Genomic DNA, 20,419 nt, shown 5'->3' with positions numbered 1-20,419 from the left:
TTCACCAGGCCTCGCGGAGGACGCCTTCCAGCTCCTCGACGGTGGGGTCGAGCTCTGCCGGCGCGTAGCCAATCAGGCTGTCGTCCAGGGTGTACGCCGCGATGTCGTGGAGGTCCGACTGCTCGATCCCGTCGACCTCGCGGAGGCTCGACGGTAGTTCCAGTGCGTCGCGAATCTCGGTGACCCGCGAGACCACGTCGTCGGCCAGTTCGTCGTCGCTCGCGCCCTCGGTCTCGACACCCAGGCCGTCGGCCAGCAGGCGACGGCGACCGTCGACCTGCTCGAAGAGGTAGTCGAGCGCGTGGGGTGCGATCACGGCGTGGGCGACCCCCTGCTGGACCGGGTAGCCGGCGGTCAGCCCGTGGCCGAACGCGTGCAACAGCGAGAGTGTCATCCCGTCGGGGCGGGAGGCCCCGTACTGTGCGAGGACGATCCCGGGAACCACCTGCTCCAGGGCCTCGTCCGTGTCCTCGCGCAGGTCGGGGAGGCCCGCCGAGAGCAGTTCCAGCGCCCGCTTGGCCGTCGCGTCCGTCACGGCGGTCCGCGTGCTGGCGTAGAGAGCCTCGATGGCCTTGTCGAAGCCGTTCATCGCCGAGCCCGCGAGGATCCCTGTCGGCGTCGTCGCGAACAGGGCAGGATCGTACAGCAGGGCGGCGGGCATCAGCTGGTGTCCGAACAGCCCGCCGCCGACGGGTTCCTCGACCAGCCCGGAGGCCGGCGTAGCGGTGATCCCCGCGGCTATCGAGAGGTCGGCTCCGGCCAGCGTCGTCGGGACCGTGACGATGGGCGGTACGTCGTCGGGCGTCGCGATGGTACCCGTCGATTCGAGTTCCGCCGCGAGCTCCGCGGGTGACTCCGCCCGACCGGAAAGCACCGCGATGGCCTTGGCCACGTCGAGACTGCTCCCGCCGCCGAGACTCACCAGCGCGTCGGCGTCCAGGTCTTCCATGGCCTCCAGGCCGGCAACGGCCGACCCGAGGCGCTTGTCCGGGGTCGTCCCGGCGAAGGTGCCGGCGTGGTACTCGCCGAGGCCGTCCTCGACGGGGTCGATCACGTCGGCGGTCGACCCGACGGTTTTGCCAGAGACCACCAGCGCCCGATCGGCCCCGGTCCCGGCGAGTTCGTCGGCCAGCGCGTCGACACACCCGCGGCCGTACCGGATCGGACCGTGGTCGTAGGCGAACCGGAACTCCTGTACGGTGTCCATACCCCCCGTTGCAGTGCCCGACAATTAGGTGTGGTCCCCGTCCAGGAGGTCGGCGACCATCTCGTCCAGGTGGTCGAGTTCGTCGGCGTTGACGCCGTGACCCATCCCCTCGTAGATGCGGGTCGTCACGTCGCCGCCGAGGTCGTCCAGAACCTCGGCCGTCGCGTGGACGCGCTCCTCCGGGATGTGCGGGTCTGCGTCGCTACAGCCCAGGAAGACCGGGGTCCCGTCGAGGTCGCCCTCGACCGCGAGGTAGTCGTCGGGATCGACCGTCTCGCCGATCAGACCGCCCGAGAGGACCGCCAGCCCGCCGTAGCGGCGGGGCGTGCGCGCGACGAACTCGCTGGAGAGACAGCCACCCTGCGAGAACCCGACGAGCAGGACGCGCTCGTGGGGGACGCCGGCGTCGATGGCCGTCTCGACGGCGTTCTCGACGGCCTGCAGGCCGGAGGACCGGCCGGGCTCGTTGCGCTCGACGGGTGCGAGGAAGGAGTTGGGGTACCAGGTACTCCGGGCGGCCTGGGGGGCCAGCAGGGCGACGCCGTCGCGGTCGATCTCCCGCCCGAGTTGCTGGACGATGCTCTCGGCGCTCGCGCCGCGGCCGTGGGTCAGCGCGACGGCGACCTCGGCGTCGTCGAGGTCCGTCCCGGCGGTGACCAGCGGCTGATCCTGATGTGGGCCGGTCATCGTTCGACCTCCGCGGGACCTGTCGTGTCGATCTCCGCGAGCTGGGATTCGATGGTCTCCCGATCCCCTTCGAGCCACGGCGGGAGCTTCAGATCGCTCCCGAGGTCGGCTACCGACTCGTCGCGGGTGAAGCCCGGCGGGTCCGTCGCGATCTCGAAGAGGACGCCGCCGGCCTCCCGGACGTAGATCGACTGGAAGTACTGGCGGTCCTTCTGCTCGGTGACGCGCTGGCCCCCCTCGATCAGTTCCTCGCGCCAGTCCAGCTGGGTCTCGTCGTCCGGGACGCGGAAGGCGACGTGGTGGACAGTTCCAGTCCCCTGCCGGCCGCGCTCGCCTTCGGGTCGGTCGAGCACGTCGACCGCGGTCGCGCGGTCGCCGTCGGCCTCGAAGCGCGTTCGCTCGCCAGCCTCGGCGACGCGCTCGTACCCCATCGCTTCGAGGAGGCTGCCCGTGGCCTCGGGGTCGAGCGAATCGAGCGTCACGCCGTGGAACCCGCGGATGGCGTGTTCGGCGGGGACCGGCCCGTCGGCCCACGGTTCGATATCGCTCTCGCCGGTGACCAGTTCCAGCTGCTGGCCGTCCCGATCCTCGAAGGCGACGACGGTTTGGGCGAATCGCTCGGTCGGTTCCTCGACCGCCAGCCCTTCCGATTCCAGGCGGTCGACCCAGAAATCGACCGACGCCTCGGGGATCACGAACGCGGTCGCGCTGGTCTGGCCGCGGCCGACGGAACCGGGCTGACCGCCCTCGAACGGGAAGAACGTGAGGATCGTCCCGGGCGTGCCGACCTCGTCGCCGTAGTAGAGGTGGTAGGTGTGCGTATCGTCGAAATTGACGGTGCGCTTCACGAGTCGCAGGCCCAGTACGTCGGTGTAGAAGTCGACGTTTTCCTGTGGATCGCTCGCGATGGCCGTCACGTGGTGGATGCCGGGTGTCCGAATACTCATGGGTACTCCTATATAGGTGGCCGACACGTATAGTCCCTCTCTGGCCGGGGTGTTATCAGGTGACGCCGGTGTTACCGGACGACTCGCTTCGTTCACGGTGGCGCGTGGCGATGGGCCTTTGTGCCACGAGTGTGCGACCGCGGGTATGGGCCGGAGAACGGGCGCCGAGACGGAGGGCGATGGGCCGTCGGAGGAACCGGGTATCGACGACGTACTCGACGATCTGGAGGAACTCGAAGCGCTGGTCGATTCGCCCGACGAGCGCGAGCGGGTCCGCGAGACGATGCGGACCGTCCGCCGGGTCCGCCGGGACAATCTCCTGCTGTCGATCCGGGACGAGTTCGGGTCACGCGATGCGGGGGAAGCGTTCGTCGGGAGCTTCCTCTTTGGCATCCCGATGATCGTCGAGGATGGGGCTCTGGACGTGGGTGCCTACATCGCTACCCGACCGCTCTTTTTCGGGCTGACGGTCCTGCTGGGCGTGGGACTGGTCGTCGGCCTGCTCCACGCCGCGGGTGCAGAAGCGGTCGAAGCGGACCTCCTGTTCGGGGTCCTCCCGTTGCGGTTGCCGGGACTTCTGGTCATCGCCGTGACCTCGGCACTGGTCCTGATGACCATCTGGGGACGCGCCGACTGGGCGACCCCTGCGGTCGCGCTCGGGCAGGTCACGTTCACCGCGACGGTGATGGCCGTCGGGGCATCCCTCGGGGACATCCTGCCCGAGTGAATCAGACCGCCTCCTCGCTGGGTTCCTGGTCACGGTCCGCACTGGCGAACAACACGCCGCCGAGCGTCTGCGGGCTGTGGTTCCGCAGGACCGAGAGCAGGTTCGCGGCGAACACGACGGTACCGGCGGCCACGAGCGCCCCCGAGAGCGGGGCGACGACGGTGGGCAGAGCCAGCAGGTCCGCGGCGACGAGCCCGGCCGTGCCGGCGGAAAACAGGCCGAAATCCGCCGCGGCCAGCCGGTCGCCGTAGAGGTCGTCGATCATCGGTACGTCCTCGAACCCGAGCAGGTCGCTGTACCGGTGAACCCAGACGATGAAGGGCACGATGTGATAGAGCGTGCCGAGTACGACGAACCCGACGACACCGAGCGCGAGCAGGTGGACAGTATCGGGGCCGCCGAAGCGGTACGCGAGGGCGAGGGGATCGGTGAGCCACGCCGGAGCAGTCAGCAGGCTCCAGGCGGCCATCGCGACGGCGACGACGGCGTACCGGGAGAGCATCGGGGTCCAGTCGACGCGGGTCTCGACCAGTCGCCGGGCCAGCAGGACAGCGAAGCCGGCGACGGCGAGGCACACGAGCGCGCCGCCGACCCGTGCGAGCGGTACAGACCCCACCAGCCGGCCGACCGCGAGCGCGAGGACACCAGTGGGGTAGCCGTAGGACTCGACCCGGCAGCAGTGGTGATCGACGCCGTGGAGTTCCGTCTGGGTGAACATCGTCGCGAGCTGGTAGAGCGCGCCGAAGACGGTGGTCAGGATGGCACCGAACACGGCGAGCGTGGCGTGCGCGCTCACCGCTCCGGTCCGCGCGACCGGCAGTGCAGCGAACACGGGTGTCGCGTACGACAGTGCAAGCAGGAAACCCAGCGTGGTCACGGCCACGAACGAGGTGAGGGCGAACGCGAAGTGCGCTTCCGTCACGTCGAGGCCGTCGACACGGGCCAGAGTTCGCCCGAGGTTGTAGGCGAACGTCCAGAACCCCACGAGCGCGAGCGTCCCGAAGACGTGGACCCAGCCCAGTGCCCCGAGCAGGAAGCTCCCGGCCATCCCGAGGAGTCCGGGCGCGACCAGCCACAGCTGGGCAGTAGCCAGTCGTCGGGAGTGCAGGGCGACGCCCGACCAGACGGGTACGAACTGGGTCATCGCGCCCATGATCGTGATGCAGACCCAGCCGGCGAGCAGGAGGTGGACGTGGGCGAGACCCGCCAGTCCAGGGAGTCCGAGGGCGGCGTCGGCGGCCGCGAGGGCGGTCGCGCCGACGAGGAAGCCGACCGCGACGACGAAGTGCCGGAGCGGGACCGTCATCGGCGGCCCTTGTCCGGTGTCGATGTCGCCAGGAACGATGCTCATGGCCGAGGGTACGTGGCGACCGGCCAAACGAGTGTGGCCGAACCTGTTCGGCTCAGGCGTGCTCGATATCGACGTGGAACTCCTCGGGGCCGACCTGTTCGGTCTCGTGGGTGAACCCGCGTCCCGTGAGCACGCCGTACAGCGGTTCCGGCTCGAAGCTGTTGATCAGGCGGAGCCGGCCGTCCTCGGGGAGGTCGTCGAGCGCCGCCATGATCTCGTCGAACGGTTCGCCGTCGATGTCGCGCACGTCGAGCCGTCTGTGGGTGGGTGCATCCTGACTCATAGTTCGAGGTTCGTGTAAACCGCGGTCGGTCTTTCCCCGAACCAGTTCGGCTCACTCGACGGTTCGGGGTTCATCGCCCGTGTCGAGCGGGACGGGGTCGGCGTCCTCGTCGAGGTCGTGGGTGGAGTAGCGGGCGACCGCGTCGGCCGGGCAGAGCCACACGTCCTCGGCGAACCAGGCGAACAGCTTCGTCGCCTGCTCGTAGGCTACGTCCGCGTCGGGGGCCGTGACGCTCCCGACGTACCGCATGCGGCCGTCGGTCTCCTCGCGGACGAACACCTCCCACTCGCGTTCCGTGGCGTCCCGCGGTGCGTCGCCGACGCGGGCGCGGTCGGGTTTCTCGACCATGGTTCGTCTCAGTCTGTGGACAGGGTGTCAGTTGTGCCGAACCGGTTCGTCACATCTCGTAGCCGGCGTAGTCCATCAGGTCGGCGAAGATGTCGGTGTCCATCGCCTCCTCGTAGACGATGCCGGTGACCATGCCGCCGGGGTAGGACGCCGCGGCGTCGAGGCCGTTGGTGGCGTGGTTGACCTTGTGGCAGTGCATCAGGTAGATGCCGGGTTCGGCGCTGGCCTCGAACTCGATGGTGCGTCGCTGTGCAGGTGCGACGTTGACGATGTCCTGTTCGACGCGGAGCGCGTCGGGGAGCTGGCTGCCGTCCTTCTCGGCCACCTCGAACCGGTGGTTGTGCGTGTGCATCGGGTGGGCCATGTAGCCGCCGACGTTGACGAGGTGGACTCGGACCGTGTCGCCCTTGCTGACGATCAACGGCGAGCCGTCCTCCGGATGCAGGGTACGCGGCAGGGATCGGCCGTTGATCGTGAACACGTCGGCCTTGCGCCGGTGGGCGCTGTAGGTCACGTCTTCGCCCGCGTACATCCGGGAGAGCCGGGAGTCCCAGTCCTTGACGGTGAGGAAGTACTCGCGGTCGGCCTCCTCGTAGCCCTTCGGGTCGACCCGGAAGATGCCGTACATCCCCATCTCGATGTGCTTGTGGGTCTGGTAGTGGCAGTGGTAGCCGTGGGTCCCGGGCGTGTTCGCGGGGATCTCGTAGGTGTGTTTCTCCCCGGCCGGAACCTTGATGCCGGAGGTCGTCGGGACGCCGTCGTCCTTCCAGGCCTTCTGGACGCCGTGGAAGTGGACGGTGTGTGGCCGTTTGCCGTCGGTGTTGTCCAGCGTCACCTCGATCACGTCACCTTCCTGGGCCCGCAGGACGGGGCCGGGGACACTGGGCTGGCCGTCGTCGGCCTGGAACGCCCACACCCGCGGAAGCTCGATGGGGCCACCGAGTGACTCTTCGGGGTGGACCGGGAGCCGCGCCGGCTGGGTCTTCAGGGTGACCGTGTTGTCCTGCTCGGCCAGGTCGATCATCTCCGGCGGAGACGCCGCCGGCAGGGAGGATTGGTTCGACTGTGACGCCGGAGTCGTCTCCGGCGTCCTAGCAGTACTCTCGGCGCGCGGGGCGCCCTGGCACCCGGCCAGCGCGACGGTCGCCGCACCGCCAGTTGCCTTCACAAAATCACGACGCGAGAACCGCGTTCCGGGCGCACTCATCTGATCGCTCATGACACCTCCATCTTGGGGGATTTGATATATACGGGGACGGGGAATTCCAACGGGCCGGGAATTCACTCGAACATGTTCGGGTAGAGGGGGTCCTGGTGAGTCTCGCCCCCCTGACCACAACTTATTTGATCCTCTCTCGCATCACCTTGGGCAAGCTCGCTTGCTGTAGTCAAAGCGAGGTTGTAAAAGATCCATGACCCAGGACACACTCGTACTCGTCGGGCAGGAGGGCACTCACGCCAGGGAGACGCTGGCGACCCACGCGGACCGCATCGCGCGCCGCGGTGCAGTCGACGCGGCCCACGCCGTGACGTACGCCGAGGAACCCGGCAGGGAACTCCGGGAGCGGTTCCGTTCCCTGCCCGAGGGCGTGGTGTACGTCCTCCCGGCGTCGCTGGCGCACAGCCGCGAGACGACGGACGTGCTGCCACGGACCTTTCCCGCCTTCGACGGGAGCGTCCGGTACTGTGAACCCATCGGACAGAGCCCGGCCATCACGCGGCTGGTGACCGAGCGCGCGACCGCACAGGTCGAGGCCGACAGCGACGGGACGCTCGTCCTCGTCGGTCAGGGCAGCAGTTCCCAACCGTATCACCGACAGATGGTCGAGTACCATGCCGCACGCATCGCCGAACGGACCGACTACGCCGCCGTCGAACCCACCTATCTCCTGCAGAACCCCGCCGTCGAGTGTGTCCGCTACGCCATCGAGACCGACCGTGCCGTCGCCGTTCCCCTCTTTATGACCGCCAACGCGACGACCGACCGCCGGATCCCCGCGAAACTCGAACTCGACCGCGGCGGGATGGCCTACGCCGACCCGCTGGGCGACCATCCGCTGGTGACCGACGCCATCGAGGGCGAGATTACCCGCCAGCGCGCACTGGCGACCGCCGACCGCACTCAACCGACCTCCTTCGAGGACGCGCTCGTTCAGGGTGCGCGCTCGGTCGCCACCGACGGCGAAGGGCCGATCTAGTGGCTTCCGTAGTCGCCTCCTCGCCGGTCCGTCGGGCGTAGATCGTCGACCGTCCGCCCTCAACGCTCGGGCGGCTTTGCTAACACTCTTGAATCGTGGCCTCCTCGGACAATTTATACGTGTATCTTTCGCGAACCGGCACCCAGCAACGCGCTCCCGTCCCGCAACTGTGTACACCATGGGCGGGTGAGCCGTGAACCCGAGCCGTGTCGACTCGATCGTCGACCTGACCTACGGCCTGCTGATCGCCCTTTCAGTGGCGCTGATCGTGGTCGTCGACAACGCCGTCGGGCTGGCTTTCGGGTTCGGCGTCCTGCTTTCCTATCTCATCCACGTCGTCTGGAAGATGGCCCGGTTCGACCCGGACTGGATGACCACGGCGGTCAAAGAGACCGTTCAGGAGACTGTCGACGAGACGGTCGAAGAGAAAGTCGGTGAAACGGTCGAAAAGACCGTCGACGAGACAGTCGAGGATACCGTCGGCGAAACCGTCGAGGAGACTGTCGGCGAAACCGTCGAGGAGACTGTCGGCGAAACCGTCGAGGAGACCGTGGGTGAAACCGTCGAAGAAAAGGTCGGCGAGGCGGTCGAGGAGAAGGTCGGAGAGACGGTCGAAGAGACCGTGGGCGAAACCGTCGAGGAGACGGTCGGTGAGACGGTCGAAGAGACGGTCGGCGAGGCTGTCGAGGAGAAGGTAACCGAGACGGTCGAGGAGACGCTCGAAGAACAACTGGAGGGCGACGGGAAACTGGCCGATGGCGACGAATCGGCGGCCGACGATGAAGCGACGGACGACGAATCAGTGGACGACCTCGACGAAGACAGGTGGAACTGATGGTCGCGCTACTGCTCGTGATCGGCGTCCTCGTGGCGATGTTCGTCGCGTACAACATCGGCGGTTCGACCACGGGGCCCGCGTTCGGGCCGGCCGTCGGTGCGGACGCGATCTCGAAGACGGGCGCGGCGGCGCTGATGGGCCTGTTTTTCTTCCTCGGGGCCTGGACCATCGGCCGGAACGTCGTGACGAAACTCGGGACGGAGCTGGTGACAAACACCGGCGTGTTCACGCTCGAAACGTCCATCGCCGTCCTGTTTTTCATCGGAATCGCCCTGCTCGTCGGGAACGTCTTCGGCGTGCCGGCGTCGACGTCGATGACTGCCGTGGGCGCGATCGCAGGCCTGGCGCTGGCCGGCGACGTGCTCGATCTAGTGGTCATGGGGGAGATCGTCACCTGGTGGGTCGTCTCGCCGATCATCGGGTTCTGGGTGTCGCTGATCATCGGCCGCTACTTCTACGCGCGGCTCAACCAGCTGGTCGCGATGGAGCGCAGCGAGGGGCCGCTGTTCGACTGGGACCGCTCGGGAGTTCTTCCGATACCCCACCTCCATCGAACGACCAACCGCAGGGAGCTGGTCGGGACGATCACCGTCGTGGCGATCGGCTGTTTGATGGCCTTCAGCTCCGGGACCTCGAACATCGCCAACGCCGTCGCGCCACTGGTCGGGAGCGGTGAACTGGCGATGGACCCGGCGATCATCCTCGGCGGGATCGCCGTGGCTATCGGGGCGTTCACCATCGCCCGGCGGACGCTGGAGACGATGGGCAGTGACATCACGGAACTGCCGTTGACGGCCGCTATCGTCGTCGCCTCGGTCAGTTCGACGCTCGTCGTCTTCCTCTCGATCCTCGGGATTCCCGCCAGTTTCGTCATCATCGCCACGATGTCCATCGTCGGACTCGGGTGGGGACGAGCCACCCGACCGATGACCGTTCCAGAGGCCGTCAGGAAGGAGGAAGCGCCGCCGGTCACCGTCGAGGCGCTGGCCGCCGACGAACCCGGGGAAGAGTTACCGCCCATCGGCGAAGAAGAACCCGAAGACATCCCCAGTGCGGGGGACCTGTTCGACCCCGCGACGACCGCGCGCGTCGTCCTGATGCAGAACATCGTGCCCGCCATCGCGACGGTCGGCGCGTACCTCACCTTCCGGTTGGTCCCGATATTCGGTCTCTGAGCGCCTTCAGCCCTACTTTCGCCGCACGACCAGCACCGACAGGTCCGAGAACGGGGTGTCCTCGGGTCCGTCACCGCCGGCCTGCTCCGCCAGTGACCCGAGGGTCGTCTCCGCGATCGACTCGCCGTCGTGGGTCAATCGTTCGAGCACGAGCGCCGGCAGATCGGGTCCCGCGCCGGTGTCGAGGAGGTCGGCGGCCACGTCGCCGGGCATCAGGTCGTAGGGCCGGGGCAGGACGAGCAGGTGGCGCGCCCCGACCGCACTCCGGAGCCGTTCGAGGTCGGCCGACAGGTCGCCGCTCTTGTGCAGTGTGACGAACTCGCTGTCCTCCATCGGCGTCCGGGCGCGCGAGGCCGCTACCTGGAGCGCCGAGATACCGGGCACGGCTCGCACCGGGCCCACACCGGCCGCCTCGGCGGCACGCTCGACCTTGCCGAGGAACTGGTATCCCGAGTGGTTCGGGTCACCCATCAGGACTGCCGTGCCGCGGTCGCCACCCGCGACGCGGTCGGCGAACCGGGCCAGCGTCTCGCCCTCGTCGCGGTAGCCACAGGTCAGCGTGTCGGCGTCGGTCAGGTCGGCGACGAACTCGATCACAGTCTCGAACCCGACGACCACGTCGGCCTCGGCGACGGCCCGTCGCCCCCGTGGCGTCAGGAACTCGGGGTTGCCGGGCCCGATGCCGACGGCGTGGATCGGGTTCTCGGGATCGACCGGCTCCGGCTTGCTCGCGGCGACCGCGGCCGGATCGGGGCCCGAATCGAGGTCGTAGCCGTCGTCCTCGGCGTCGCTCATCGGTCCAGATCGCCGTTCGTCAGTTCGCCGTTGCGGTGATCGCTGGCGACGTGGACGAGTTCGTTCGTCAGCCCCGCGGCGAGGCCGCTCCCGCCCCGGCGGCCGACGTTCGTGATCGCGGCTACGCCGTGTTCGGCGGCCACCTCGCGGAGCCGTTTCCTGCTCTCGGCGGCCTTGACGAATCCCACGGGCGTCGCGACGACGACGGCAGGTCTCGTCCCGTCCTCGATGCAGTCGGCCAGCGCGAGCGCCGCCGTCGGAGCGTTGCCGACGACGGCAATCGCGTCGTCGTAGACGCCCTCGCGGTCGAGTTCGAGGACCGAGGCGGCGGTGCGGGTCATCCCGGTCTCGGCCGCGAGGTCCGCGCCGTTGCCGATGGCCTTCCGGACCGGGCAGTCGTGCCCGCGACCGGTGATGCCCGATTTGACCATCGTGATGTCGGTGACGATGGGCCGTTCGTCGGCGACTGCCCGCGCGCCGGCGACGACGGGTTCGTCGTCGGTTGCGCCGGTGAACCGGACGAGGTGCTGGAACTCGGGATCGCCGGTCGCGTGGACCGATTTCTGGCGGATGCGGTCCGCGAGCGTCTCGTCGGGAACGAGTTCGCGCACGCGATCCATCGACGTCTCGGCGATCTCCATGGCGTCCTCGGTGGTCGCGCCGAGGTCGGCGTACTCCTCGAAATTTGAGCCATCAGTCGTCATCGCTGGTCACCTCCTCCGAATCGCGACCGGCTCTGTCCGCAGCTGCACGCGCCTCCAGATCACCGTCCACGTCGAGGTTCAGATCGCGCAACTGATCTTCGGTGGCTTCGTCGGCGTCCCAGAGACCGCGCTCGATGGCCTCCAGCAGGGTGTCGGTGATCGAATCGAGCGCCCAGGGGTTCACCTCTTTCAGCCAGTCCTGGCGCTCCTCGTCGAAGGCGAACTTCTCGGCCACGTCTTCCCAGAGGTGGTCGGAGACGACACCGGTGGTGGCGTCCCAGCCCAGCACCACGTCGACGGTGGTCGAGAGGTCGCCCGCGCCCTTGTAGCCGTGTTCTTCCATCGACTCGATCCACTCGGGGTTGAGGACGCGAGCGCGCATCGCCTTCCGGACTTTCTCCTCGTTGGTGTACACGTCGACGTTGTCGGGGTCGGCCGAGTCGCCGACGTACGAGGCCGGTTCCTCGCCGCTGGTCTCGGCGACGGCGGTGATGAATCCGCCGTGGAAGGCGTACCAGTCCGAGGAGTCGAACTCGTCCTGCTCGGCCGTGTCCTCGATCTTGACGGTGGCGTCGACGTTGCCGAGACGGCGCTCGAAGGCGTCGTGGGCCTCGCTGACCTTGCCCCGCGACCCCATCGCGTAGCCGCCCCACTGGACGTACACGTCGGCGAGGTCGCCCCGGTCGTCCCAGTTCCCCTCGTCGACGGCCTTGTTCGTCCCCGCGCCGTAGCCGCCCGGCCGGGTCGTGAAGACGCGGTGTTTCGCGGCGTCGCGGGCCTCGCTCGCGTCGAGGCCCTCCGATTCGAGTTCGTCGGCCTCTTCCTCGACGTGTTTTTTGACGTAGTTTCGGTCGTGGGGTTCGTCCAGGTCGACCACGGCGTCGACGGCGTCGTGGATGACGCCTGCCGCCGCGGGGAAGGCGTCCCGGAACAGGCCGGAGACGCGGGTCGTCACGTCGATTCTCGGCCTGTCGAGTTCCTCGAGCGGGATCGGCTCCACGCCGTCCACGCGGCCCGCGTCGGTCCACTGCGGTTCGACGCCCATCAGGGCGAGCACCTGCGCGATGGTCTCGCCGCGCGTCCGGACGGTCGGCGTGCCCCACGCGACGACGCCGATCTCTTCGGGGTACTCGCCCTCATCTTCGCGGTGGCGCTCGGCCACGCCGTCGGCCACCTCGCGGCCCACGTCCCACGCGCTCTTGGCCGGGACCTTCCGGGGGTCGAGCGTGTAGAAGTTCCGCGCGGTCGGGAGCAGGTCGACGCCGCCTCGCGTCGGTGCGCCCGAACCGCCCGGCGGCACGTACTCGCCGGCCAGCGCGTCGGCGGTGCGGGGAATCTCCTCGCTCGCACCGGCGACGCGTGGCGCGGCCTCCTCGCAAATAAAGGCCAGCGCCTCCCGCAGGGCCTCGTGTGCGCCCGACTGCACGCGGGCGTCCCCGAGCGGGTCGATGTCGACCACGAGCAGGTTCATGTTGACCTCGCTGTCGCCCCCGGCCTCACTCTCGGGCACGTCGAACCCGTGGTCGGCCAGCGTCCCCACGAGGTCGAGGCTGGTCTCGTACACCTCGTCGGCCGCCTGCGCGTAGGTCATCCCCAGGTCCTCGTCGTAGGTCCCGGGCTCGTCGAGCATCCGCTGGTAGTCGACCCCGAGGACGCCGGCGACGGCTTCCCGGAGGCTCGGCCCGCCGGGGTTGTCCAGCCGCGTGAGCGCGACCAGGTACTCGGTCAGGCGGTCGTCCTCGGGCGGCTCACCCATCGTGTGCAGGCCGAGCCGGATCTGGGTCGTCTTCACGTCCGTGAGGTACTCGTGGATGCGCTCGACGAGTTCGTCGATGTCGAGGTCCGCACCATCGACCTCGCCCGCCGCCAGCGTCGACCCGGCCTCGTCGGGCCCGCGAACATCCGCCTTCTCGTCGATCTCGCCGGCGATCCCGAGTTCGACCGCGAGGTCGAGGTCGTCCACCGTCTCGCGGATGCGGTCGGCCAGCGCCTCGCCGTCGTCCGTGCGGGCGTCCTCCATCCCGGCTTCACGGTACCGATCCGCGAGTTCCTCCAGGTCGGCCAGGTCGTCGTAGGTCCCGGCGTTGCTCATCACCGGCGTGAGGTAGTCCACGACGGCCGCGTAGGAGCGGCGCTTGGCCTGCGTGCCCTCGCCGGGGTTGTTGATGATGTAGGGATAGATGTTGGGCACCGCGTCGATCAACTGGTCGGGCGCGCTCTCGCCGTCAAGCCCGACGGTCTTGCCCGGCAACCACTCCAGACTGCCGTGGGTGCCGAGGTGGACGACGGCGTCGGCGGCGAACTCCCGCTTGAGCCACTCGTAGAAGGCCACGTAGTCGTGGGGTGGCTGGAGGTCCGAATCGTGGTACACTTTCGAGGGGTCCATGCCGAACCCGCGCGGGGGCTGGACGGTGACGAGGACGTTCCCGAACTCGACGCCCGGGATGGCGAAGGGTCGGTCGGGGGCCTCGCCCCACTCGTCGACGACGTTCTCGCGGAACCGCTCGTCTAACTCGGCGAACCAGTCAGTGTACCGGTCGGGCGCGACCGTGTCGACGGACAACTCCCGCACGTCCTCGGGGGCGACCCAGCGGTCGTCCAGCGTCAGCTGGGCGGTGAGGTCGTCGATCAGCGACTGCCCGTCCGTCGGAACGTCGCCGCCCATATCGTACCCGCGGGCGCGGAGTTCGTCCAGGAGATTCACCGTGCTCTCTGGGCTGTCGAGGCCGAAGGCGGTCCCGATGCCGTCGTCGCTGGGCGGGTAGTTGTGGAGGACGACGGCGACCTGCTTGTCCTCGTTCGGAGTGTGGCGCAGTTCGGCCCAGTTGACCGCCAGCCGGGCGGCGTGGTCCACGCGGTCGTCGATGGGGAAGTGCTGTTTCGGGGCGCTCCCGATGTCCGCGGTGTCGTCGGTCCGCTCCTTGCCGCTGATCGGGTGCGTGATTACGTTGCCGTCGAACTCCGGGAGCGCGACGGAGAGCGCGAGTTCGAAACCCATCACGCCGGTGTCGCTGGCCTCGTAGCGCGACCGCGAGCGCATCGTCGTCACGGTCTGGATGACTGGAACGCCCAGTTTGTCGAGGAACACGTCTTCGGCGTCGCCCTCGTCGTCGGCACTGCGGCCCCGCTCGTCCATCGACAGCGAGAACATGAACGAGGAGAGTACGGCGTCGACGACGGACTCGCCGCGAGCGTCCAGCAACCACTCCTCGGTGACGCGTTCGGCGTCCCACTGGCCGTCGGCGTCGGTGGCGGGCTCACAGAAGATCGGGAGCGCGTTCGCGCCCTGGGCCTCGACGGCCCGGACCTGCGCGTCGACGTAGCGCGTGTTCTCGTGTGTCCAGTGGGACTCGTAGAACCAGATGGCGACGGTCGGCGCGTCGGGATCGAAGGTCTCGACGAGTTCGTCGTAGCTCGCCGCCGGGTGATCGGGATGGTAGACGCCCTCGGTCGGGAGGTCCACGGGATCGTCGTAGGCCGGGTCGGCGTCGGTCGCGTACGTAGCCGAGAGATAGCGCAGACAGTTGGCGACGTTGGCCGTGCCACCCCGTTCGAGATAGTCACAGACCCGCTCCCGTTCGGCGCTGGCGACCGTCGTGTCCTCGCGGGCGAAGGCGTCGCCGGTCGACTCGACGATCAGCGGGACGCCCGCCTCCGCCAGTCGGTCGCGGGCGTGGTCGTAGCCCGGCATGCTGTCCTGGCCGCCGTGCAACCAGAACACCACCGCCGTCGCGTCGGTCAATTCGTCGACGAACGCGTCCACGTCGGCCACGTCGTCGAGGTCTCCGTCCGAGCGCACGACCAGGTCGGTCTCGACCTCCGCGGCCGCGCGCTGGACCGCGCCCAGTTCGTTCTCCGTCGCAGTGTATAAGCCGATCTTCGGCATAACGTTGTTAAACCTCTGTTTACTTAACGCAAGTATGGTTGATTACGGCGACGGCAAAAAAGCTTCGCAGGCCCGGGCCGGGCGCGGGGCCAACCGGCCGGCGTTCGGCGAGATCGTCGGGCAGACGGAGTTCAAGCAGGCTTTACTCGTCGTCGCGGCGAACGACGACCTCGACGGACTGCTCGTGTCCGGGGAGAAGGGGACGGCCAAGTCGACGGCCGTCCGGGCGCTGGCGGACCTCCTCCCCGAGCAACGTGCGGTCGCCGATTGCCCGTACGGCTGTCCGCCCGACGATCCCACTGGGCAGTGCGCGGACTGCCGGGACCGCGACGATCCCCCAGTCGAGACACGACCCGTTCCGCTCGTCACGCTCCCGCTCGGCGCGACCCGGGATCGGGTGGTCGGGACGCTCTCCGTGGAAGATGCCCTCGACGGCAACTCGGAGTTCGAACCGGGGCTGCTGGCACGGGCGAACCGCGGTATCCTCTACGTAGACGAAGTGAACCTGCTGGACGATCACCTGGTGGACGTGTTGCTGGACGCGGCGGCCAGCGGCGTCAACCGCGTCGAGCGCGACGGCGTGAGCGTCAGCCACCCCGCGGAGTTTACCCTGGTCGGGACGATGAACCCCGAGGAGGGCGACCTCAGGCCGCAGTTGCGCGACCGCTTTGCCCTCCAGGCCACGGTGACGGGCTGTCGGGAGATCGAGGACCGCGTGGCGATCATCCGGCAGGCGCTCGGCGAATCCTCGACGGCAGAGACAGATGCCGACCCCGCCGCTCGACTCCGACGGGCGCGGGACGCCATTGCGGACGTGGTGCTGCCCGACGAGTTCGCGGCCGACATCGCCGAGGTGTGTCGTGACGCGGGCGTCGACGGCCACCGTGGGGACATCGCCACGGCGCGGGCGGCCCGGGCGCTCGCAGCGCTCGATGGCCGCGCAAGGGTGATCGAATCCGACGTGCGCCGGGCCGCCGAACTGGCCCTCCCGCACCGCCTCCAGTCCCGGCCCTTCGAGGACGCGCCCGACCCGGAGGACGTTCTCGACGATCACTTCGAGGACGGCGAGGAGGCCGACGGCGACGATCCGGACGGGACGGCGGACGACGGGAGCGAGCCCGACGCGGACCAGGAGCGTCCCGAAGAATCGACGGACGCCGGGGCCGGCGAGAACGGACCGGAATCCGACGGACCCGAACCGGCCGACGGCGAGGGGGGCGACCGATCCGGCGACAGCGATAGCGACGGCGATCCCTCCGATGGGCGGGATTCCGCCGATGGCGGTGGCGGCCGGGACGGACACCCCCCACGGACCGCCGACGGCGACACGACCGGTGACGGCGAGCCCGGTGACCACGAACAGGAGTCCGGGACCGATTCGGACGACGACGACGAAGACGACGCCACGCCGGCCACGCCGCTGCTCCCCGGCCAGCGACGCGCGGAAGTCGGGGACGCCGCCGCGCCGGACCTGTCTCCCGCCGACTCTCTGGATCAGAGCCAGGCGGGTGGCGATGGCTCGCGCGCACGCTCGACCCCGAGTCCCGACGCCGAGGGGGCCCGCGTGCGGACGACTCGGACCGACGGGAGCGACGGTATCGACGCAGCGGCCTCCGTGCGGGCGGCAGCCCAGAGAGGCGGATCCGCGGTCGAGTCCCGCGACCTCCGGCAGTCGGTCCGGGCCGGCGATACGGGGGCACTGGTCCTGTTCGTCGTCGACGCGAGCGCGTCGATGCGCGGTGCGATGCGGACCGCGAAGGGGACCGTCTTGGAACTATTACAGGACGCATACGAGGCCCGCGACGAGGTGGCGTTCGTCGCGGCGGCTGGCGACGAGGCCGAGGTAATCCTCCCGCCGACCGACAGTGTGACCCGCGCGGCCCGCCACCTCAAGGACCTCCCGACGGGCGACCGGACACCCCTGCCCGACGGCCTCCGGTCGGCGCGGACGGTACTGGAACGCGCCGACCCCGACGCCGCGGTCGTCGTGCTGGTCACCGACGGCCGGGCCAACGTCGCCGACGGGAGTCCGACCGCAGAGACACGCGCGGCCGCCCGCGAACTGGCCACGCTGGACCCCCAGACCGTCCTCGTGGACGCCGGGGACGGGACCCGTGGAGTGACCGACCTCGTCTGTGATACGCTCGACGCCGACCGCGTACCCCTGTCGGCGCTGTCGGCCGACCGCGTGAACGCCGCCGCCGAACGCAACTGAGATTTGGCGCACTCGAAAGTTTTACAACCAAGCTTGCTGTTTTACAACCGTAGTTTACTATGGCGACAGCGAACACCGTTCACGGACGTATCGAATCGGCGCGGCCGGCGTTGACGACGCCGCGGGTCGCGCTCGGACTCGCACTGCTCGCAATCGTCGGGTTCACGCTCCTGTTCGTGCAGGAGCCGCTGGTCCACGACTCGCTGCACAACGCGCGGCACGCCGCCGGAATCACCTGCCACTGATGCTCGAATCGTATCTGGTGCGCGGGCTGAAAGCAGGGCTGGTCGCCGGCGTCGCACTCGGCATCTTCGTCGCGGTTCTGGCCAACCCGATGATCGCCGCGGCGGAGGGACTGGCCGGCGACCACGGCGGCCACCACGCCAGTGACGGCTCCGGCGGCCACCACGCGGGCGAGGGCGGACACGGCCACGGCGGCCACGAGAGCGCGTCGGGCGTTCTCGGCGTCGTCTCCGCGCCCCTGATCAGCGTCGCCGGCGGCGTGTTCTGGGGCCTCTTGCTCGGCGTCGTCACGTTCGGTCTGGCCTTCTACTTCCTCGAACCGGCGATCCCGGGGACGGGGGCAATCAAGAGCGCCATCGCGGCGGCGGGCGGCTTCGTCACCGTCTCGGGTGCGCCGTGGCTCGTCTTGCCGCCCCAGCCACCGGGCGTCGAGCAGGCGCTCTCGACGGACGCGCGGCTCTGGCTCTACGCGGGCATGATGCTGGCCGGCCTGAGCGCCTGCCTGCTCGCCGGATACGCTTACACGAGGCTCCGGGACCGCGGCCGAGGGCACGCGCTCGCCGGCGCGGCGGTGCCGTTCTGTCTGCTGGTCGGTCTCGCGTTCGTTCTGCCCGCGAACCCGACGACCCAATCGCTCCCGGCCGCGTTCGTCGCCGCGTTCCGGGCGCAGGTCCTGTTCGGCCAGGCGATAGTCTGGACGCTGCTGGCCGGCACACACGCCTGGCTCTCGGCCGAGGGCGACGGGACCACGACGACAGGCGCCGTCGGGTCGGTTCCGTCGGACCCGCGTCCCTCGTCGGATTGAGCCGGATTCGCGCTTCGTCGCGAGAACACCCGGCTCGTGGCCTAACATGTACGTTTCGGACAGTCGCGGCATAAATTGCCAACATTTTTCGGGGGAACCACCACGCGATACGTTCACGTGGGCCCCGGTATGTCGTTGCAAGACATGCCAGTGGTGGAGACGGACCGTGTGGACATGGACAGCAAATGGTTCGAGCTGTACCAGAAGGGGATCGAACTCGGCACCTGGGACGTGTCGAAACTCGTCGACGCCATCGGCGTCGAGGAGGACATGGCGGTCTGGGGCTCCCTGGAACCCGAGGAGAAAGAGCAGTGGGCCCGGCTCATCGCGGCGTTCGTCGATCTCGAACACGCCGCCGCCGAGGCGGTTCACAAACTCAACGAACGGCTCTGACTGACCTGGGCCGCTTCACTCTCGTTCGGCCGTGAGCGCGCGGTAGGCCCCTCGCCGCTCGTCTTCGTCGTGATACGCGACGGGTTCTTCGACTGCGACCACGATTTCGTCGTCGAGTGCAGCGGCCGTGACCACGCCGTCGGCGTCGAGGGCCGACACTGTACCGTCGGCCGCGTCGAACACCTGCAGGCCGTGGCCCGCGGCGTCGCGGTCCCGGAAGTGCTGTGCGCTCGGCACAGCGACCCGGTCCCCCGCGGTCCCGATGCTGGTCGCGAACCCGCCGACAGGTTCCTGCCAGCCGCGCTCGCCGTCGAGTGTGACTCCGACCGCCCTGTGCTCGTTCGGGTGTCGTGCCTCGGTCTCGCGCCCGTCCTCGGGATACGTGTTGCCGGTCACGAACACCGCCCCCGCCGACGTGGCGTGGACGTGGTTCGGGTAGGCGTAGACGCGCTCGCCGTCGACCGGCTCGGGCGTCGCCAGCGGAACCCGCCAGCGGTGACTCCCGTCGTCGTTCAGCCGGTACCCGCAGTAGTCGCCGTGGCTCGCGACGGCGACCCCGTCGGCGAGCAGGGATACGTCGCCGACACGTCGCCCCCCGTCGGTCCCGGGGTCCCAGGCCGTGCGCTCGGCACCGGACTCGCGGTCCAGGACGACCAGCCCGCACTGGTGGTCGCCGGGACACCGGTTGTAGGCAACGGCCACGCGACGGTCCCGAACGGCGAGACTGATGGGGGAGGCGTCCGCTCGGTAGCGCCAGTCGATGCTCCCGCCCGGATCGAACGCGTAGACGACGCTGTGGAAGGTTCGGCCGTCGTCGCCGCGTTCGTACCGCCGCGCCGCGACGTAGACTCGCTTCTCGCCAGCCACCACGTCGGCGACGAACGGCAGGAGAAACCGCGTCTCGTTCTGTGGCTCGCCTACGTCGTCGGCCGTCTCGTAGCGCCACAGCAGTTCTCCGGACTCCAGGTCGTGACAGTGAACCGCTCCCGAGGGACCACGTTCGCCGACGACCGCTGTGCCCTCGAAGGTATCGATGGAAACGAGGCTGCCGTCGTCGGTATCGGGTCCGCTGGCGGTCCACTGCGGCGAGAGACTGCGGTCGAACGCACGAAGGTCGCCGCTGGCCGTCCCGACGAGGACCGTGTCGTCGGCGAGCGCCACGGTAGACCGTTTGCCCAGGTGGCGCGATCCAGCCGGTTCGACCTCTCCGAGCGAGACCGTTCGGCGGCCGAGGCTACTCATCGACCGGGAACGCTTCGTGGAGGTGGTGGTGGGCTTCGCCGAAGCCGTCGAGGACGCTCTCGGCCTGCTGGGTCAGTCGCTGGATCGCCCGCTCGGCGTCCCGGACGGCCACGAGTCGGCCCCGTGCGTAGTCGTACTCGGGGTCGTCGGGATCCATCCCCGCGACCTCCTCTTCGAGGTCGACGAGGGCCGCGTCGAGGTGCCGCTCGATCTCCGGTAACGTCTCCGCGTTGGCCAGGGCCTCGATTGGGCCCTCCATGCTGCCCTCCAGTTCCGTTCTCGCGTGTTCGCGCGTGCTTTCGTCGCCGATACCGAGTGCCGTCATGACGCCCAGTCGCAGGGCTTCGAGTTCGTCACAGCTCATAGTTCAGGTGT

Annotated in this window: 20 protein-coding genes; 8 read left to right on the top strand and 12 right to left on the bottom strand. The window is 69.0% G+C overall.

The genetic code is table 11. The features are described from left to right. Position 1: 1 nt before the first annotated feature. Genes MU521_RS18105 through MU521_RS18095 form a run of 3 tightly spaced genes read right to left on the bottom strand, consistent with a single transcriptional unit; the run spans position 2 to position 2,841 of the window. Positions 2 to 1,207 (bottom strand): iron-containing alcohol dehydrogenase family protein, encoded by a 1,206-nt coding sequence (locus MU521_RS18105; protein ID WP_092694306.1) that lies wholly within the window; start codon positions 1,205 to 1,207, stop codon positions 2 to 4. A gap of 24 nt (positions 1,208 to 1,231) precedes the next feature. Then, a complete protein-coding gene (locus tag MU521_RS18100; protein WP_092694304.1) occupies positions 1,232 to 1,894 on the bottom strand; it encodes an alpha/beta hydrolase in 663 nt (220 codons plus the stop codon). Next, entirely contained in the window at positions 1,891 to 2,841 is a 951-nt protein-coding gene (locus MU521_RS18095; RefSeq protein WP_092694301.1) for a ring-cleaving dioxygenase, read from the bottom strand. The genes MU521_RS18100 and MU521_RS18095 overlap by 4 nt, the downstream gene beginning before the upstream one ends. Positions 2,842 to 2,986: 145 nt before the next feature. On the opposite strand from MU521_RS18095, the gene MU521_RS18090 reads away from it, so the two are divergent. Next, positions 2,987 to 3,568 carry a hypothetical protein gene (locus MU521_RS18090; RefSeq protein ID WP_092694299.1) on the top strand — a complete coding sequence of 194 codons (582 nt, stop codon included), beginning with the start codon at positions 2,987 to 2,989 and terminating at the stop codon, positions 3,566 to 3,568. Between the two features lies 1 nt (position 3,569). Here MU521_RS18090 and MU521_RS18085 read toward each other — a convergent pair whose 3' ends face one another. The 4 genes from MU521_RS18085 to MU521_RS18070 are packed head-to-tail and all read right to left on the bottom strand — an operon-like array spanning position 3,570 to position 6,769. After that, on the bottom strand, positions 3,570 to 4,919 hold the full coding sequence (locus MU521_RS18085) for a hypothetical protein (RefSeq protein WP_092694296.1): 1,350 nt from the start codon (positions 4,917 to 4,919) through the stop codon (positions 3,570 to 3,572). A gap of 52 nt (positions 4,920 to 4,971) precedes the next feature. Continuing rightward, positions 4,972 to 5,202 carry a DUF2249 domain-containing protein gene (locus MU521_RS18080; protein ID WP_092694294.1) on the bottom strand — a complete coding sequence of 77 codons (231 nt, stop codon included), beginning with the start codon at positions 5,200 to 5,202 and terminating at the stop codon, positions 4,972 to 4,974. Between the two features lie 51 nt (positions 5,203 to 5,253). Beyond that, positions 5,254 to 5,550: an Htur_1727 family rSAM-partnered candidate RiPP gene (locus tag MU521_RS18075; protein WP_092694292.1), complete on the bottom strand. Its 297-nt coding sequence runs from the start codon at positions 5,548 to 5,550 to the stop codon at positions 5,254 to 5,256. Positions 5,551 to 5,599: 49 nt separating this feature from the next. Then, on the bottom strand, positions 5,600 to 6,769 hold the full coding sequence (locus tag MU521_RS18070) for a multicopper oxidase domain-containing protein (protein WP_092694290.1): 1,170 nt from the start codon (positions 6,767 to 6,769) through the stop codon (positions 5,600 to 5,602). 193 nt (positions 6,770 to 6,962) lie between these two features. Between MU521_RS18070 and MU521_RS18065 the strand changes: the two genes are divergently transcribed. From MU521_RS18065 to MU521_RS18055, 3 genes are all read left to right on the top strand, one after another. Beyond that, a complete protein-coding gene (locus MU521_RS18065) occupies positions 6,963 to 7,748 on the top strand; it encodes a CbiX/SirB N-terminal domain-containing protein (protein WP_092694288.1) in 786 nt (261 codons plus the stop codon). A gap of 193 nt (positions 7,749 to 7,941) precedes the next feature. Next, the gene (locus MU521_RS18060) at positions 7,942 to 8,583 is read left to right on the top strand and encodes a hypothetical protein (RefSeq protein ID WP_092694287.1); all 642 of its coding nucleotides are present in this window, start codon (positions 7,942 to 7,944) and stop codon (positions 8,581 to 8,583) included. After that, complete coding sequence (locus MU521_RS18055; RefSeq protein WP_092694394.1) at positions 8,583 to 9,761, top strand: inorganic phosphate transporter; 1,179 nt, start codon at positions 8,583 to 8,585, stop codon at positions 9,759 to 9,761. Before MU521_RS18060 ends, MU521_RS18055 begins: the two co-directional genes overlap by 1 nt. Before the next feature lie 12 nt (positions 9,762 to 9,773). Here MU521_RS18055 and MU521_RS18050 read toward each other — a convergent pair whose 3' ends face one another. From MU521_RS18050 to cobN, 3 genes are read right to left on the bottom strand one after another with little or no spacing between them, the layout of a single operon-like run. Next, positions 9,774 to 10,556, bottom strand: coding sequence for a cobalt-precorrin-7 (C(5))-methyltransferase (locus MU521_RS18050; RefSeq protein WP_092694285.1), 783 nt, complete (start codon positions 10,554 to 10,556; stop codon positions 9,774 to 9,776). Further along, positions 10,553 to 11,260, bottom strand: a complete 708-nt coding sequence (locus MU521_RS18045) for a precorrin-8X methylmutase (protein ID WP_092694283.1) — start codon at positions 11,258 to 11,260, stop codon at positions 10,553 to 10,555. Before MU521_RS18045 ends, MU521_RS18050 begins: the two co-directional genes overlap by 4 nt. Further along, positions 11,250 to 15,146, bottom strand: coding sequence for a cobaltochelatase subunit CobN (cobN, locus tag MU521_RS18040; RefSeq protein WP_092694281.1), 3,897 nt, complete (start codon positions 15,144 to 15,146; stop codon positions 11,250 to 11,252). The genes MU521_RS18045 and cobN overlap by 11 nt, the downstream gene beginning before the upstream one ends. A gap of 34 nt (positions 15,147 to 15,180) precedes the next feature. Here cobN and MU521_RS18035 point away from each other — a divergent pair, with 34 nt between their 5' ends. The 4 genes from MU521_RS18035 (at position 15,181) to MU521_RS18020 (ending at position 18,802) form a co-directional block, all read left to right on the top strand. Further along, positions 15,181 to 17,361, top strand: a complete 2,181-nt coding sequence (locus MU521_RS18035) for a VWA domain-containing protein (protein WP_092694279.1) — start codon at positions 15,181 to 15,183, stop codon at positions 17,359 to 17,361. Positions 17,362 to 17,420: 59 nt separating this feature from the next. Then, a complete protein-coding gene (locus tag MU521_RS18030) occupies positions 17,421 to 17,606 on the top strand; it encodes a CbtB domain-containing protein (protein ID WP_092694277.1) in 186 nt (61 codons plus the stop codon). Continuing rightward, entirely contained in the window at positions 17,606 to 18,409 is an 804-nt protein-coding gene (locus MU521_RS18025; RefSeq protein ID WP_092694275.1) for a CbtA family protein, read from the top strand. The genes MU521_RS18030 and MU521_RS18025 overlap by 1 nt, the downstream gene beginning before the upstream one ends. A 144-nt stretch (positions 18,410 to 18,553) precedes the next feature. Next, positions 18,554 to 18,802 carry a ferritin family protein gene (locus MU521_RS18020; protein ID WP_092694273.1) on the top strand — a complete coding sequence of 83 codons (249 nt, stop codon included), beginning with the start codon at positions 18,554 to 18,556 and terminating at the stop codon, positions 18,800 to 18,802. Positions 18,803 to 18,817: 15 nt separating this feature from the next. Here the strand turns inward: MU521_RS18020 and MU521_RS18015 are convergent, their stop codons facing one another. Continuing rightward, positions 18,818 to 20,044 carry an outer membrane protein assembly factor BamB family protein gene (locus MU521_RS18015; RefSeq protein WP_092694271.1) on the bottom strand — a complete coding sequence of 409 codons (1,227 nt, stop codon included), beginning with the start codon at positions 20,042 to 20,044 and terminating at the stop codon, positions 18,818 to 18,820. Continuing rightward, positions 20,037 to 20,408, bottom strand: a complete 372-nt coding sequence (locus MU521_RS18010; RefSeq protein ID WP_092694269.1) for a DUF3209 family protein — start codon at positions 20,406 to 20,408, stop codon at positions 20,037 to 20,039. The genes MU521_RS18015 and MU521_RS18010 overlap by 8 nt, the downstream gene beginning before the upstream one ends. Positions 20,409 to 20,419: the final 11 nt, after the last annotated feature.

This window comes from Halorientalis regularis (assembly GCF_023698535.1).
GTDB lineage: Archaea > Halobacteriota > Halobacteria > Halobacteriales > Haloarculaceae > Halorientalis > Halorientalis regularis.
This window is presented reverse-complemented; position numbering and strand designations above follow the sequence as displayed.